We start from the raw sequence: 15,716 nt of genomic DNA, 5'->3' as shown, positions 1-15,716 counted from the left end.
CGGGCTCCGTTCTTCTGTGGAATGGTCAAATCCGCTCTGCTTTTGGAATCGCGGGGTCCGCTTTTTGAGCTCATCTCGATGACGGGTATCCCTGAAGCCTCCCTAGCCCTTGCGGTTGCGGTGTGCGGTCCGGTAAATATGCGGTGGCGTAAATGTGGAATTATGTGAGCCCGGTAGGGGAGAACCATGGCATTTGATTCGCGCTCCGAAATTTATGAAATCCTGGACGAGCGATTTCTTATACCCGCCAACGGCGACATGCGGTTAGAACTGCTGTATGACGGGGCGCGCTGGTCCGAGGGACCGCTCTACGTGCCGGCGTGGCGGCAGGTCATCTTCAGCGACGTATCCAACGACAGAATCCTGCGCTGGGACGAGCCGACCGGCACCATCGGCGTCTTCCGGACCCCGTCAGGCAACAGCAATGGCAATACCCTCGACCGTGAGGGCCGCCTGATCACCTGCGAGCAGGGCAACCGTCGTGTCACCCGTACCGAGCACGACGGCTCGGTGACCGTCATCGCCGACCGCTTTGCCGGCAAGCGATTCAACAGCCCGAACGATGTGGTGGTGCACTCCGACGGTTCAATCTGGTTCTCCGACCCCATTTTCGGCATCCTCAGTGACTATGAGGGAAACCGCGGCGAGAGTGAGATCGGTGCCAGCAACGTCTACCGGGTAGACCCGAAAACGGGCAAGGCTCGTGTGATGGCAGATGGCTTTCTCACCCCGAACGGTCTGTGTTTTTCCCTGGATGAGAGTCAGTTCTACGTCGCCGACACCGTCGCGGGCCAGATACGCGTCTACGACCTGTGCGATGACGGTAAGCCGAGCGAGGGCAAAATCTTCGCCGAAGCCCCGCTCGAAAAATGCCAGTTCGACAGCGTCCACTTTGATGACGAAGGCCGCCTGTGGGTCGCAGCTGGCGGCGGTGGACTGCACTGCTACGCCCCGGACGGGACGTTGATTGGCCGCATCATCATCCCGCGAACCGCGTCCAATTTCGCCTTCGGAGGACCGAAGAACAACCGACTCTTCATCACCGCGGGACCCAGTGTGTACTCCCTGGTGGTGGCGGTGACGGGCGCTCCGCGCATCGGCGGGACCAGCGCGCAGGCTAAGGCCGCGGCACCGCAAGCCGTCACCGCGTACGCGACGAAGTGGCGCATGAACGCAGGCGGGACCGGGCGCTAGCCGCTGTCCGGCTTCGGGCCCCGCTACCGCCGTCGGCCCGGCGCTGCCGCGCGCGGCAGCGGACCCGTGAACTGCGCGCGCCTCATGGCCTTTTGGCCCGCGCGTGGCGTGTGGTCCCACGGCCCCCGCGCGGCGGCGCACCGCGCCCACCGGCCGGCCCACCGTACGGTCGGGGCTTGCTCCCTGCGGAACAAGCCCCGACCGTACGGGCACCGCTCCCTCTCCCGGGCCCCCGATGTTTATGGCTCATGTTCATGGCTCCGCGGCTTCCGCGGCTCGCGACCTGCTGAGTCTGCCGCTTGGGTCGCGCACCCTGTCGCGATACTCAAGCACTCACCCGGGGGCGGGAGCTCAGCTGCGCCCCGGGTCGCCAAGGCCCGCACGGCGCAGCGCGTCGGCCATCGCACCGGTGGCTGGGGTGGCGTCCCGGCGACTGGCCGAGCGCTGGCCACCGCCGGAGCGCTGGCCGCCTCCTGCGCCTGCGCTCTGACCGCTCCCAGCGCCCGAGCCCTGGCCGCCGCCCGGAGTGCGCTGTCGTTGCTGGGGCGCGCCGCGCCGCCCGCCGCCGCGCTCGGCTCGCTCGCCGTCCCGCCCGCCGCCGGCCGCGGGCACCGGCTCGTCGTCCAATCGCAGCGTGAGGGAGATCCGCTTGCGCGGGATGTCCACGTCGAGCACCTTGACCCGCACGACGTCGCCGGGCTTGACCACATCGCGCGGGTCCTTCACGAACGTCTTCGACATCGCCGAGACATGCACCAGGCCGTCTTGATGCACCCCGACATCCACGAAGGCGCCGAACGCGGCCACATTGGTCACCACTCCCTCAAGGAGCATCCCCGCCGAAAGATCACCCAGCTTCTCGACGCCGTCCTTGAACGTGGCGGTCTTGAACGCGGGCCGCGGGTCACGGCCGGGCTTGTCCAACTCCTTGAGAATGTCGGTGACGGTCGGCAGCCCGAAGGACTCGTCCACGAAGTGCGCCGGGTCCAGTTGGCGCAGCACAGCCGTGTTGCCGATCAACGAACCGACATCACTGCCGGCCGTGGCCACCATCCGGCGCACCACCGGATACGCCTCGGGGTGCACGCTGGAGGCGTCCAGCGGGTCATCGCCGCCCTGGATGCGAAGGAAGCCCGCGCACTGTTCGTACGCCTTGGGGCCGAGCCTGGCCACGTCCTTGAGTACCTTGCGGTTGCGGAACGGGCCGTTGACGTCGCGATGCGCCACGATGTTCTCGGCGAGCCCCGTGCTGATGCCCGAGACCCGGCCGAGCAGGGGCGCCGAGGCCGTATTGACGTCCACACCCACGCCGTTCACACAGTCCTCGACCACCGCGTCCAGCGAGCGCGAAAGCTTCACCTCGGACAGGTCGTGCTGGTACTGACCGACGCCGATGGACTTGGGATCGATCTTGACGAGCTCGGCGAGCGGGTCCTGAAGCCGTCGCGCGATCGACACCGCGCCGCGCAGGGAGACATCCATGTCCGGCAGTTCCTGCGAGGCGAACGCGGACGCCGAGTACACCGAGGCGCCCGCCTCGGAGACCATCACCTTGGTCAGCCGCAGCTCGGGATGGTTGCCGCACAACTCGGCCGCCAGCTTGTCGGTCTCCCGCGAAGCCGTGCCGTTGCCGATGGCGATCAGCTCGACCTGGTGCTCCTTGGCCAACCGAGCGAGCGTGGCCAGCGAGGCGTCCCACTTTTGCTGCGGCACGTGCGGGTAGATCGTTTCCGTCGCGGCGACCTTCCCGGTGGCGTCCACGACGGCTACCTTCACGCCCGTACGGAAACCGGGGTCAAGGCCCATCGTGGCCCGCGTACCCGCCGGGGCGGCCAGCAGCAGATCGCGCAAATTCGACGCGAACACCCGTACCGCCTCGTCCTCGGCGGCTTGCCGCAGCCGTAGCCGCAGGTCGATGCCCAGGTGCACCTGGACCCGGGTGCGCCACGCCCAGCGCACTGTGTCCGCTAGCCAACGGTCGGCCGGCCTGCCACGGTCAGCGATTCCGAAGCGGCGGGCAATGGCCTGCTCGTACGCGGTGGGCCCGGTCTCGGTTGGGGGCTCCTCCGGCTCCAGGGCCAGATCGAGGATCTCCTCCTTCTCGGCCCGGAACATGGCCAGCACCCGGTGCGAGGGCAACTCCGTGAACGGCTCGGCGAAGTCGAAGTAGTCGGCGAACTTCGCGCCCGCCTCCTCCTTGCCCTCTCGGACCTTCGCCGCGAGCTGCCCGCGCTGCCACATCCGCTCGCGCAACTCGCCGATCAAGTCGGCGTCCTCCCCGAACCGCTCGGTGAGGATGGCCCGCGCACCATCAAGGGCAGCCGCCGAGTCGGCGATCCCGCGCTCGGCATCCACGAACGCCGCCGCTGCGGCGCTCGGTTCCACCGAGGGGTCGCTCAGCAGCCCATCGGCCAGCGGTTCGAGCCCTGCCTCCCGGGCGATCTGCGCCTTGGTGCGCCGCTTTGGCTTGAACGGGAGGTAGACGTCCTCAAGTCGCGCCTTGGAGTCGGCGGCCATAATGCGCGCCTCCACCTCCGCGTCGAGCTTGCCCTGGGAGCGGACCGACTCCAAGATCGTGGCCCGCCGTTCCGTGAGCTCCCGCAGATATCGCAGTCGCTCCTCGACGGCGCGCAGTTGCACGTCGTCGAGCATTTCGGTGACCTCCTTGCGGTAGCGCGCGATGAACGGCACGGTCGAACCGCTGTCGAGCAGCTCGACGGCGGCCTTCACCTGCCGCTCCCGCACTCCCAGCTCTTCGGCGATCCGGCCTTCGATGGACGTCGTCACGATCACGCTCCGCTTTCTGTCTGCACCGCGACCTGCATTGTGGCAGGTGGGTGTGACAGAGCGACGACAACGGACCGGTACGGCGGCGTCCCTCTCCCACGGGCGCCGCGCGCCGTGAATGCCAGGGCCCGCCGCCGCGCCGCGGGACGGCAGCTGGCGGCGGTGGACGGCAGCTGGTGGCGGTGGCGGAGATGGTCCATAGCTGCGTGGCCACGACGATGCGATGGGCCGCACGCGCCGCAGCCGCCCGGCACAGGGGCCGGGCGGCTGCGGATTAGGCACGTGGGAATCGCACCACGCGGGCGGGGTTAGGACGTCACCCACCGACGCGCGCTCATACCCTGTGGCGGCGTGAGCCGCCGCGTGACGCCCCGCCGAAGAGCCGAGCAAGCGCACGGAAGGGGAGCGTCACCACGGCGGCGAGAGTGCCGCCGATGGTACGCAGAACATCTGCAATGGCACGGAACACGGAGTCCTCCTTGTCTGTGCCCACGGTGCGCCGACCGGGGCGTTCCGTCGGCTCGTGACATCGGGTAACCCCGACCCTCGTCCGTAAACTGCCTTGGCAGCTTCGCTTCTCTTTTCTGCGTTTTCGAGCTGCCGTATGTATGAGTTTCTTCTGTCTTGTCGTTTTTCTTCCGGCTGGCCCATGCAACGCGCTCCATGCTGCGCCGGCTAGCCGGCGTGCCACCGGCGCCCGCACACCCGAGCGTCATCCGCACACCCGAGCGTCAGACGGTGGACGAGCGTCGGGCGGCCTCGCGTTGAACCCCCGCGCTGCGAGGCCGAGACGCGTTCGGCGACGGTCGCCCGCCGCGCCGCCGCCCGGTTGCCCCTAGGCCGGCGCCCCGACCCTGGCACGCGCCTTGTCCAACTCATCCACCAAAGCGGCCACATCGGCCACTCCGGTGCGGTAGCTGGTGATGCACACGCGCAGCGCGGCGCGCCCGGCCAGTCGCACGGGGCTGAGCCACGCCTGCCCGCTCTCGACCACGTTGGCCGCAACGGCACAGTGCCAGGCCCAACTCGCCGCCGGGCTAAGGACATCCGCAGCCTCATCCACCACGCACACCACAGGCAGGGGAGTGTCGTTGATCCGTCGCCAGCCGCGCTCGGCCGTCCGCTGGGCCACCAGTTCGCCCAGGGCGCTGTCGCGTTCCACCTGCGTCCCGTAACCGGCCTGGCCCGTCACGGCCAGTCCGATGAAGACCTTGAGCCCGATCAGCCTGCGCGACCACTGCATGCTGTTGGTGTACGGGTCACTGCCGACCGTATCCGCGGGCATGTAGGAGGTGCTGACGCGGAAACTTTCCGCGACCGCCTGCGGATGCCTACTCAGGAACATGCCGGCGCCCATCGGCGCGGACATCCATTTGTGCGCGTCCACGGTGACACTGTCCGCGGATTCCACCCCGGCCAGCAACGGCCGCAACCGGTCCGAGAAGGCGACGGCTCCCGCCCATGCCGCATCGACGTGCAGGTGCAGTCCCCACTCGGCCGCGCAGGAGGCCAACTCGGGTAGCGGGTCGAGCGCGCCGCCACCAGTGGTGCCGGACGTGCCGATCAGCAAGAAGGGCACCCGCCCGGCGGCGACATCCTCCGCGTAGAGCCTGCGGAGTTCGCTGATGTCCATGCGGTAACTGCTATCGACGGGAACCAAGCGCACCGCGTCGCGGCCGAGGCCGGTCATGTGCGCGATCTTCAACCAGGCCAGATGGCATTCCGCCGACGCGTACAGCACGGGCGGACCAGGCGCGGCGGCCAGACCGCGGTCGGCGTAGTCAGGGAAGGCCCGAGTGAGCGCCACTACCACCGCGCTCAGATTCGCCTCGGCGCCGCCGGTGGTGAAGCTACCGGCCACCGAGGAGGGCAGCCCGAGCCTGGCTGCCAGGTAACGCAGTACGTGTTGTTCGATCTCCACCGCCGCGGGCGCATGGCTGTACGCGGCGAGTTGCGGATTGAACGCCGCGGTCAGGAGCTCACCGGCAACGCCCCACCAGGTGGGCGTCGGATTGAACAATCCGAAGTAGCGGGGATGCGTGGTGTGGACACCCCACCGTGCCAACCCGGCAGCGACGTCGGCGAGCACCTCATCGGCGGCGTTGCCGGCAGTGAAGTCATAGCTACCGAGCCAGGTGCGTATCTCGTCGCTGTCGAACGACTTGGGTGCCACCGGCCCTTCAGCCACACTCCCCGCATGCTTGCGCACCAGAGTAACGGCGGTGTGCAGCAGGTTTTCCACCTGCTGCGAGGAAATATCCAATGGACTCGGCTCGACGGGCCTTGCGTGTGTCATGTCGGCAGAAGCATCGAAAGTCATCACTCACCCACCATGTCAAGAGTTTTTCGAGGGGCCGCTAAAGCCGCTTGGGGAGTCTCCCGCGCACCGCAAACTACAACCGCGCGCCGCCGCTGCACCGGGATGCCGAACTGAGGCACATCGATGGCGATGGGGCTTAACCGCGGCATACGCGCGCGATGTTGCCGCCGTGGCTGACGCTTTGTCGCGAGATGCGGTCGGCATCCCCGGCATATCCAGCGGACCGAACAGGCCTGCGGCCGTGCTGGCGAATGCACACACGGCCATTGCGCCATTGCCGTAACCGCCCAACGCCAACGGTCCGACAACAGCGGGCAGATCCTCGCTACCACGGCTCATCGCACCATCACCATGCCGAGTCCCTCGGCAGCGGCCCGGACAGGGCCGGGAAGTGCGGCACCACTTCCTCGGCCAACTGGGCCACCACCTCCGCGGCCGGACGCTGGCCGTGCTGCACACCGAGCGCCGCGTGATTGACCCCGGCCTCCTGCCAGCGCCGCAACAGCTCCACCAGCCCATCGGTCCCGGTCCGCAGCACAAAACCACCGCGCAGCGGGGTCGGTCGGTGGTGCCGGTCCTCGACCAGGTCGATCCACTCGTTGGTAGCGACCGGCTTGAACTGCCCGTCGGGGATCAGCTTGCGCCAGGCGGCGGCCTTCGCCCCGAGCGCGCGAGGGCCCTCAGGCGTCGCCGTGCCCCCGGGATACACCAGCCAGCCATCCGCGTGGTCCGCGATCCACTGCGGCGTCTGCTGAGAGGAGCCGGTGACCAGCAACGGAACGCGCCGGCTGACCGGCTTGGGGAGAAGGTCCGGGCCCTGCATCTGACCGAGCGGGGAGGACACGGTGGGCTGCACCGTCTCCAAGAGCGTACGGAACATGTCCACGGCTTGCCGGTAGCGCTCGCCCCGAGACGCGAAGTCGATGCCGTATGCCGGGAATTCCACCGGCCGGTCACCGGAGGCCGCGCCCAGCACCAACCGACCTCCCGACAACTGGTCGATCGACGCCGCCTGCTTCGCCAGGTCGATCGGGTGCCGCAGGGTGAAGATCGCGCTGCCTGCGGCCAGTGTGGCGTTACGCGTCTGAGCGGCCAGCCACGCCAGATAGGTCCACGGGTCGAAGACCTGCCCGACGTCACCGAACCCCGGGTCGAACAGCGGAACGTCCCGCACCCAAATGGCCGCGAACCCGGATTGGTCGGCAAGCCGCACCGCACCGCCCTGGCCCGCCATTGCGGACATGTCTCCGGTATAGGGCCACAGCGGCAAGAACAGACCGACCGTCAACTGGCCGGGAGCGAACATCTTCCGAAAGCCCGGATGCTCGTCTAGTAAACCCATCCCGAATGCACCTACTTCCCGGTACAGCGTTTGTCTTACCGCGAAGCTACCAGACACTCTTCACCGAAATTCCAGGCAGTTCGGTATAGCGTTTTGGCATGAGGCAATACGCGCAGCGTATTTCGCATGCGCTCGGGGCGAAGGTAAACTGGCTTAGCGATCGGTGGTAGCCGTCGATATGAATTCCGATGGTGGTGCATTCGTTGAGCTTCGTTGAGCTTTGCTGAGGTACAGCGCGAAAAACGGCCGAGGTGGCGATGAGGTGGCCGGCGAGCCTGCCCGCCGACCGCTCCGTCGATGGCTCCGCGCAGGAGATCTACGTCGTCCCCATGGAACGCGCCGAAGACGCCGTTGACGGTGGGCCACAGGGCCGCTGCCCGCTCCTCACTCAGCGCCATGCGGCGCCGTGGGGAGGGTTGGCCGCGGCAGCACCGGCACCCGGGCGCCGCGGCCCCTGCGCGCTCTTGGCGCACGCTCACCCGCTGTCGGTCACGACGCGGCGCTCGGTGGCTTCGAAAACCCTGGGCGGCTTCGTAAACCTTGGCTTATCGGCGCCGATGCGCCGCGGCCGGGCCGATGGCCTCCTGGGCGACGGTGACGAATCGTCGCAGCGCGGGAGAGACGCTGTCCGAGCGCCAGGCGAGGGCGATGGTGGACACCGGGGCGTCGCTGATGTTGACGAACGCCAGGTCTGGCCGGTTGTAGAAGCGGCGCGCGCCCTCGGTGGTGATGCTGATGCCGTGTCCTGCCGCGACGGCCTGCAACTCGCTTTCGAACGTGCTGGCTTCGGCGCCGATGACCGCGGGGCGGCCAGCTCGCCGGTCGTTGAACAACCAGAAGTCTCGCCACGACCCGGCGACGGGCGAGGTGATGAGCGGTTCGTCGAGCAGGTCGGCGACGCTGATCTCGTCATTCTGCGCGAACCGGTGATTGATCGGCATGGCGGCGACCAACTCTTCGTGGGCTAGCACGACATGTTCGAGGCCGACCGTGTCGATCGGGAGCCGCACGAAAGCGGCATCCGTGACCTGATCCGCCAAGCCGGCTGAGGTGTCGGTGAAGTTGAACTCCCGCACCTCGACCTTGACATCGGGAACTTGCTTACGGAACGTTTGCAGAATGATCGGCACGTATTCGAGTCCGGCGGCCACCACAAAGCCCACCGTGAGATGACCGCTCTTGCCCTCACTGGCGAGCCTGGCAGCATTGACCGCGGCATCGAAGGCCTCTACGGCGGCACGCGCGTGCACCAGGAATTCGGCACCCGCTGCGCTCAGGGAGACGCCGTGCGGGTGCCGAATCAGTAGTTGCAGGCCGAGTTCGCGTTCGAGTTGCTGCACCTGTCGGGAAAGAGACGGCTGGGCGACGTTGAGCCGACCGGACGCCCTGGTGAAGTTGCCTTCCTCGGCGACGCCTATGAAGTAGCGGAACTGCCGTAGGTCAACTGTCATGAGCGATGACTGTACATCGCGCACGCCACGCCCCTTGATCAGCCCGGCCAGCCCCCGTGGCAACGGCGAAGGGCCCGACCACAGGCCCGATGAGCCGCGCTGACCAGCGGGCCGGCGCCGAAGCGGTGCGCGACTGCTCGGTGGAGCGCGGACGTCCCCAAGGACGGATTACCAGCCGCGAGCGCCGTCAGTCAGCTCGCGGAGTAGATCCGCGTGTCCCGCATGCCGGTTCGTCTCCGCGATGAGGTGACACAGTGCCCAGCGCAGTGTGTAGTCGCTGTCCCGCTGCTTGCCTGTGCTGTCCAGTGGCAGCGAGGCAATGACGGTGTTACTGGTGTTGCAGGCGGCTTGATAAGAGGTCACCAGCTGTTCCGGTCCTTCTTCGGCGTCCAACCACCAGTCGCCGTCAGGCGCGTTTACGCTGAACGGCATGGGAAGTTCACGTCCGCCCAGAACATTGGCGAACCAGTGGTTCTCACCGGTCACCAAATGCTTGAGAATACCGCCCAGCGAGATCCCGGACGGGACATGCGGTTGCCTCAGTTCCTGGTCTCCAAGACCGGCCACCTTCGCGATCACCGTCGCCCTGGCAAATTCAAGGAATGCCCACAACATATCCTTTTCACTCAGTTGGTGAGCGGGAATCACGCGCGCTTTCGCAGCGTGAGCAATGGGAACGTGTAGCGACATGGGAATCCTTGGGATGTAGTTGGTTCGCTGTGTCCGCAGCGGATGTGTGGTGCGGAAGACGACCGCGGCCGAAGCTGAGGACCGGGCGCCGCCGCACGGCGGGCACCCTCGCGGGGACATAGCGGAGACATAGCAGGGACATGGTGGGACATGGCGGGGGACACCAGCCGTGCGAGCCCGGATGGCAATGCGTCACTCGGCCTTGGCGGGGACGGCCTCGGGAACAGGTTCGGCGCTCGGAGCCGCGTCTGCGCCGCGGTTGGGCAGGACGGCAGCGGACACCACGACGCCGATGGCTACCAGGACGGCGGCCGTGAGCACGGCCAGGCCGTAGCCTTCGGCCGCTGAATGGTCGGCGTTCACCGCGGCGGCGGCCACCGCCAATCCCACGGCCAACCCGATCGCGGACCCGACCTCTTGGGTCGTGGTCAGCATCCCGCCGGCCAGACCGTGGTCCTCGGGTTCGACGTCTTCGACTCCCGCGACGGTCCACGCCGGGAAGGCGACCCCGTACCCCACCCCGGCGAGCAGCGCACCCGGCAAGACCGACGCCGCCCACGACCCGTCATCGGACAGTGAGAAACCAAGGAGCGCCAGGCCGATCGTGAAGACCGTCATTCCCACAATAATGACCGGCTTGGTGCCGAGCCGGGCAACTAGCGTCGGCCCGACCCACGCACTGAACACCAAGAAGGCGGCGGCCATGGGGAGCAGTCCGAGGCCGGTCTCAATGGGCGTGAAACCAAGGACCAGTTGCATGTGTAGCGCGGCAATGATGAAGGTCGGACCTAGCCCCATATTGGCCAGCAGCGATATCACGTTGGCCCCGCCGACCGAACGCGTACGGAACAGCCCCAAAGGCACCAGCGGATCGACCACCTTGGACTCGACCCAAAGGAATGCCGCGAGCAGCGCTACTGCCACTGCGATCAGGGCGAAGGTGACCGGGTCTCCCAAACCGACATGCTCACTGTTCGCGAAGGCATAGATCAAGGTGACGAGGCCGCCGGCCACCAGCAGCGCTCCGGTCACATCCAGCTGTGCGGTCTTCGACCGCTCCGTAGGCCGCCCCTCCGGCAGCACGCGGGCGAGCAACACCACAACGATGCCGATGGGGACATTGAGCCACAGCACCCATCGCCACCCCAGTACGTCGGTGACGAAGCCGCCGAGGATGACTCCGGCGGCCAACCCGCTTGCTGCGACGGCGGCCCACGCTCCCAGGGCCCGATTGCGTTCCTTCCCCGGCGGATAGGTGGTCGTCAACAGGGAGAACGCGGCCGGCGAGAACAGGGCCGCGCCACATCCTTGCAGGGCTCTGGTGATGATGAGCATGGCCGGGGTGGAGGCGAATCCACCGACCAGCGATGCGATGGTGAAGACAATCAGGCCGGCGATGAATACGCGCCTGCGACCCATGATGTCGGCGGCCCGGCCGCCGAGCAGAAGGAAACCCGCAATCGCTACACCGTAGGCGTTGACGACCCACTGGATACCGCCGGAGCTAAATCCCAGGTCTTCTTGGATGTCCGGTAGTGGGACGGTGGTGATGGAGAAGTCGAGAATGGCGACGAACTGTGTCGTACACAGCAAGATGAGAATGAGTAACTGGCGCTGGCGTTGACCCTGCAAGGTCACGGTACACCTCTCACGCAATGCGATATCGCGAAAACACCGGCATGGCTTTTTATGGCAGCGGCGATCGCTTAAGGGAACTGTGTCAGGCATCGAGAAAACCGGCCTGGACGTGCTGGGCGCGGTGCGACGCTGAGCGGAATGGGTTCACCTTCACACTGCGCGGGCAAACTCGTCCAATACCTACCACTCTCATCCGGTATAGCTTTTTGCTCTAACGGGCTCCAAGTGGCATCGGCGGTTGCCTGTCGCGATACGCGAAGGGCACTCGCTCGCCGGTGAAAGTGCCGCCGTGTTCGTCATCTCGCGGGTTCAGCGCTGTCGGCGAGGGCGGCCGTGGTCTCGCAGGGTGTGACGCCCCGCGGTCGCAGCGGGTGGTGGGGGTGCCGCAGCGGGTGGTGGGGGTGCCGCAGCGGGCGGTGGGGGTGCCGCAGCGGGCGGTGGGGGTGCCACAGCGGGTGATGGGGGAGCGCGGTACAGGGGGCGCGAACCCGCCGCCGCGCTGGGCAATTCACGACGGCGTGCCACCGCGCATGCGCCGTCGCGCAATCAGCGAGCTGGCGAGGGCGCGCCTGAAAGGAGGGGTGTCTGAAAGCGAAAGGAGGGTGCCTAAAAGGCAGCCGAAGATGCGGGGGTGGGGCCCTGCCGCGTGCGCGGCAGGGCACACCTCGTCTGGTCGCGGTGGGCTCAGCCCTTGCCGAAGAGGTCGGCAGGGAAGGCGCCCGCGGCCAGGGCGGCCGTCGTGAACGCCGTGCCCAGCTCCGTCAGCCGCTCCACGCCTGCCGTGCCCAGGTGCTCGTACGGCGCCCGGTCCAGCCGGTCGGTCTCGTGCTCCAGTTCCTTGCGCAGTTCGGCCCCTGCCTGCGTCAGCTCGCCATCGGCGGCCATCAGACCGCGCTCGCGCAGTCGCTCTTGGGCCGCCGCCCACTCCTCATCGGACCAACCGCGGGTCTTACGCGTCCACGCAGGGGAGAGGCCGTGCCCGCTGGCGGCGTGTGTCACCAACGCCTCAAGGCCATCGAGCTCGGCGTTGACGAGCAGGGTCAGGTGGCCGTCGCCGCGGTGCTCGCGCAACAAGGTCGCGGCATGCCACAAGGCCAGGTGAGGCTCCTGCGGGACGGCGAGGTCGGCGTGCGCCGCGTAGAGCGGACGGGCGAAGCGGGAGCACGCCTCGGCGGCGCGCAGGGCGAGTGTGGCGGCCTCGGTCATCTCCTGTGCTGCGACGGCCTCCACGCCGAGCAGGCGGCGCAGCATCCGGTCGGCCACCGCAAGGCGGGCCGCGATGGCGGCTTCGGGGCTCACTACGTCCCATACGGCGGGGATGTGCTGGGCGACCAACTCATGCTTGAAGTTGTAGAAGGTCGCGGTGACCGTGCCCGCGCTCACCCGGCCCAGGGGCGCGGCCCGACCGGCGAGGTACGCGGCGCCGTTCTTGGCGCCGAGGCGCCCCAGCTCCTCGGTGAACTCCGGGGCGAAGTAGACGCTGGAGTGCAGAGGATTGAGAACGTTGTGGCAGCGCCGTCCGGCGCGCTCGGGCAGTGAGGTCATGCCGGCACGTTACCCATAGGTAGCCTGTTGTGGAACCTGTGACCATAACCCCGGGCCGGGGCCGTGCGCGGCCGTTTCCCCTTTCGTGGCGCGCCGTTTCGACGTTCTTTCCCAGCCGGCTGCCTGGGCCCTGGGGCGTCGGGCACCGAGCGCTCGCGCCCCTTGATTTCAGCCAGCCGGCAGCGTCCAACTGAAGCGTGGCGCCCGGCGCTCCAAGAACGCCGTGACGCCCTCGCTTGTGTCATCGCTGGTGCGGGCCTGTTCGGCCCAGTACGCGACGCGTGCCCGAGCGACAGGACCCGCCGTGAACTCCTTCGCGGCGGCCTGGGTGAGCTGCGAGCGGGAGGCCAGGACGCGGGCGAAGTGGGCGACCTCCTGGTCGAACTCGGCTGGCCGCAAGACCTCGTCCACCAGACCGCGTAGATGCGCCCGCTCGGCGTTGATCAACTCCGCTGAGAAGAGTAGATACTTCGCGGTCGCCGGCCCCACCAAACTCACCAGGCGCGCCGTGGACGAGGCCGGGTAGACGATGCCCAGCTTCGCCGGGGTGATGCCAAACGCGCTGTCGTCGGTGGCGAATCGCAGGTCACACGCGGCGGCCAGCTGGCAGCCGCCTCCCACGCAGTAGCCGCGTACCGCAGCGAGTGTGGGCTTGGGAAACGCCGCCAGTGCCTCCTCGGCCGTCACTGCGAGGCCCTGTGACTCCTCGCCGCGCTCGATCAGGGAGCCGATGTCCGCACCCGCGCAAAAGGTGTCGCCGTCGCCGGTCAACACCAGGGCGCGCACATGGCGATCGACCGTGAGCTTGTCGAGTAGGGGAGGCAGTTCGCGCCACATGTCGTAGGTCATCGCATTGCGCTTGGCGGGATTGTGGATCATGACGGTCGCGATGCCGTCGGTGACCGAATACAGCAGGCAAGGCTCCATGCGCGGATCGTATCGGGGTGGCCGGAAGCGAACGGCGAAGATCGCATCGTCTGCTGAGTGGAAGAGATCACTCCTTCCTCGTCTGGTCACGGGATGAAAAGCCCACTCGACCGGGAAAGGGGCGATTCGCGCAGGTGGAGGCGAGGGGGCGAGCATGAGTCGGCGCAGGTGGCGGCAGTCGCACAGCGAACCCGTAGGAGGGCGCCGGAACCGCCGATGGCGCCGGGACCACCCGGACGAGTGGGGGCAGTGGGTACCGTGCCCGGCTCGGCTTGAATTCGCGGGTGCTCGCCTGCTTGATCCGCTCGTTCCGCTCGACGCGGGGCTCGCCTTCGCTGGCCGGGTCGGCATGGCGTCCGTATGCCGTACGTATGCGGCGCCGCGCTCGCTGTGTTCGCCGCGCCCCGAGTGCTCGCCGCGCTCGCCGCGCGGTCGCTTCGGTGGGCTGCCAGGTCATCCGGGGTTCCGGCGGGTGGCATCACGGCAGGGGTGTTTTCCCCGGGAGCCGATCGACGCTTCCCCCGCGGTGCCGCGGTGGGCGAACAAGATATGTCGCGCGAATAATTACGACGCCCCTACCCGGTCAAAAGGGGTCGATAAGTGCTGACTTCTGTTCAGTTGGTCGGTATGGACCCCTACATTCCCAACACTCTTCACGAGTGTCGGGCTGCGGCGATAGGTGGGTATCGGACATGGAAATCCTCGGGAGCGTCCCGCCTGGGTCTGGACAGGCCCCGCCCCGGAGAACGATCGCCTACGAAGGGAACTGGCGGTTCACGGCCAAGGCCGAGGAGGCCGCCGTTCCGCAGGCCCGGCACGCGGTGCGCGACCTGCTCAAGAATCAGTGCGTGCCGGTCGCGGGCGACATGGTGCACTCCCTGCTGCTGATCGTCTCCGAACTGGTCACCAACGCCGTCAAGCACGCGGCGGTGCTGTCGCCCGAGATCGCGGTCGAGGTCTCCATCGCCCCGGAGTGGGTGAAGGTCGCCGTCGAGGACAACCACCCTTACCGACCGAAGGCCCTGGTCGCTGACCAGGGCCAAACCGGCGGGCGGGGACTTCTCTTGGTGAAGGCGGTCGCCGACGAGGTCGGCGGGAGCTACGACGTCGAGCACACCGCAAGCGGTGGCAAGGTCGTGTGGGCCGCGCTGCCGCTCTTTCCTACCAGCCTGCCGCCGGGCCCGTGACCTCGCGGATCGCCGGCCGCGCGGTGTCAAGGACGTCCATGAACCATGCCGAGAACGTTCGCTCCGCACGCAACGCGTCGAGCTCGTCCGGCGTGACGAACGCCGTCTCGGCGATCTCCTCGGGGTCGGGCCGCAACGCGGTCCCGATCAGCCCAGCGAACAGGTGGTTGTACTCCTGCTCCACCAAACCAGAGGCGGGGTCCGGGTGGTTGTAGCGCACCCTGCCCGCCTCGCGCAGCAAGATAGGTGCCGCGCCCAACTCCTCGCCGGTGCGTCGTGCGGCGGCGACGAACGGGGGCTCGTCCGGATACGGATGGCCACAGCAGGTGTTCGACCAGACGCCGGGGGAGTGGTACTTGCTCAGCGCGCGCTGCTGGAGCAGCAGGCGTCCGCGGTCATCGAAAAGGAAGACGGAGAAGGCGCGGTGCAGTTGGCCGGGCGCTTGATGAGCGGACAGCTTTTCCGCGGTGCCGATCGTATTGCCGTCCTCATCGACCAGTTCAAGCATGATCGGTTGAGCAGCGGGGTCGGGCACGGATGCCGCCGCGCTGTCGGTGGAGCGGCCGTTGGTGGGTGTCGTCGGCATGTCCATCCTCGTCGTCGGGCTTCGGTGATCCAGTCTGCCGTATGACAGG

At 67.7% G+C, this 15,716-nt stretch carries 12 protein-coding genes; 2 read left to right on the top strand and 10 right to left on the bottom strand.

Features of this window, described 5'->3' with window-relative positions; genetic code table 11:
• Positions 1 to 186 precede the first annotated feature (186 nt).
• On the top strand, positions 187 to 1,194 hold the full coding sequence (locus tag FHS42_RS17875) for an SMP-30/gluconolactonase/LRE family protein (protein WP_184573218.1): 1,008 nt from the start codon (positions 187 to 189) through the stop codon (positions 1,192 to 1,194).
• A gap of 351 nt (positions 1,195 to 1,545) precedes the next feature.
• On the opposite strand, the gene FHS42_RS17870 is transcribed toward FHS42_RS17875, so the two are convergent.
• The 9 genes from FHS42_RS17870 to FHS42_RS17835 all read right to left on the bottom strand — a co-directional run bounded on the left by FHS42_RS17870 (position 1,546) and on the right by FHS42_RS17835 (position 13,894).
• Complete coding sequence (locus tag FHS42_RS17870) at positions 1,546 to 3,981, bottom strand: Tex family protein (RefSeq protein WP_184573217.1); 2,436 nt, start codon at positions 3,979 to 3,981, stop codon at positions 1,546 to 1,548.
• 334 nt (positions 3,982 to 4,315) lie between these two features.
• Positions 4,316 to 4,450, bottom strand: coding sequence for an LPFR motif small protein (locus FHS42_RS38245; protein WP_312866928.1), 135 nt, complete (start codon positions 4,448 to 4,450; stop codon positions 4,316 to 4,318).
• Between the two features lie 366 nt (positions 4,451 to 4,816).
• On the bottom strand, positions 4,817 to 6,277 hold the full coding sequence (locus tag FHS42_RS17865; protein WP_184573216.1) for a pyridoxal phosphate-dependent decarboxylase family protein: 1,461 nt from the start codon (positions 6,275 to 6,277) through the stop codon (positions 4,817 to 4,819).
• A 370-nt stretch (positions 6,278 to 6,647) separates the two neighbouring features.
• Positions 6,648 to 7,643 (bottom strand): LLM class oxidoreductase, encoded by a 996-nt coding sequence (locus FHS42_RS17860; protein WP_184573215.1) that lies wholly within the window; start codon positions 7,641 to 7,643, stop codon positions 6,648 to 6,650.
• A 545-nt stretch (positions 7,644 to 8,188) separates the two neighbouring features.
• Positions 8,189 to 9,094 (bottom strand): LysR family transcriptional regulator, encoded by a 906-nt coding sequence (locus FHS42_RS17855; RefSeq protein ID WP_184573214.1) that lies wholly within the window; start codon positions 9,092 to 9,094, stop codon positions 8,189 to 8,191.
• Between the two features lie 168 nt (positions 9,095 to 9,262).
• On the bottom strand, positions 9,263 to 9,784 hold the full coding sequence (locus FHS42_RS17850; RefSeq protein ID WP_184573213.1) for a DinB family protein: 522 nt from the start codon (positions 9,782 to 9,784) through the stop codon (positions 9,263 to 9,265).
• A 192-nt stretch (positions 9,785 to 9,976) separates the two neighbouring features.
• Positions 9,977 to 11,422, bottom strand: a complete 1,446-nt coding sequence (locus FHS42_RS17845) for an MFS transporter (protein WP_221476599.1) — start codon at positions 11,420 to 11,422, stop codon at positions 9,977 to 9,979.
• A 684-nt stretch (positions 11,423 to 12,106) separates the two neighbouring features.
• Complete coding sequence (locus tag FHS42_RS17840; protein WP_184573211.1) at positions 12,107 to 12,967, bottom strand: SCO6745 family protein; 861 nt, start codon at positions 12,965 to 12,967, stop codon at positions 12,107 to 12,109.
• Between the two features lie 168 nt (positions 12,968 to 13,135).
• Entirely contained in the window at positions 13,136 to 13,894 is a 759-nt protein-coding gene (locus FHS42_RS17835; protein ID WP_184573210.1) for an enoyl-CoA hydratase/isomerase family protein, read from the bottom strand.
• A 692-nt stretch (positions 13,895 to 14,586) separates the two neighbouring features.
• On the opposite strand from FHS42_RS17835, the gene FHS42_RS17830 reads away from it, so the two are divergent.
• Positions 14,587 to 15,081, top strand: coding sequence for an ATP-binding protein (locus FHS42_RS17830; protein ID WP_184573209.1), 495 nt, complete (start codon positions 14,587 to 14,589; stop codon positions 15,079 to 15,081).
• On the opposite strand, the gene idi is transcribed toward FHS42_RS17830, so the two are convergent.
• Complete coding sequence (gene idi / locus FHS42_RS17825) at positions 15,056 to 15,667, bottom strand: isopentenyl-diphosphate Delta-isomerase (protein ID WP_184573208.1); 612 nt, start codon at positions 15,665 to 15,667, stop codon at positions 15,056 to 15,058. The genes FHS42_RS17830 and idi overlap by 26 nt on opposite strands.
• Positions 15,668 to 15,716: the final 49 nt, after the last annotated feature.

This window comes from Streptomyces zagrosensis, assembly GCF_014203645.1.
In the GTDB taxonomy this organism is placed as follows: Bacteria; Actinomycetota; Actinomycetes; order Streptomycetales; family Streptomycetaceae; genus Streptomyces; species Streptomyces zagrosensis.
This window is presented reverse-complemented; position numbering and strand designations above follow the sequence as displayed.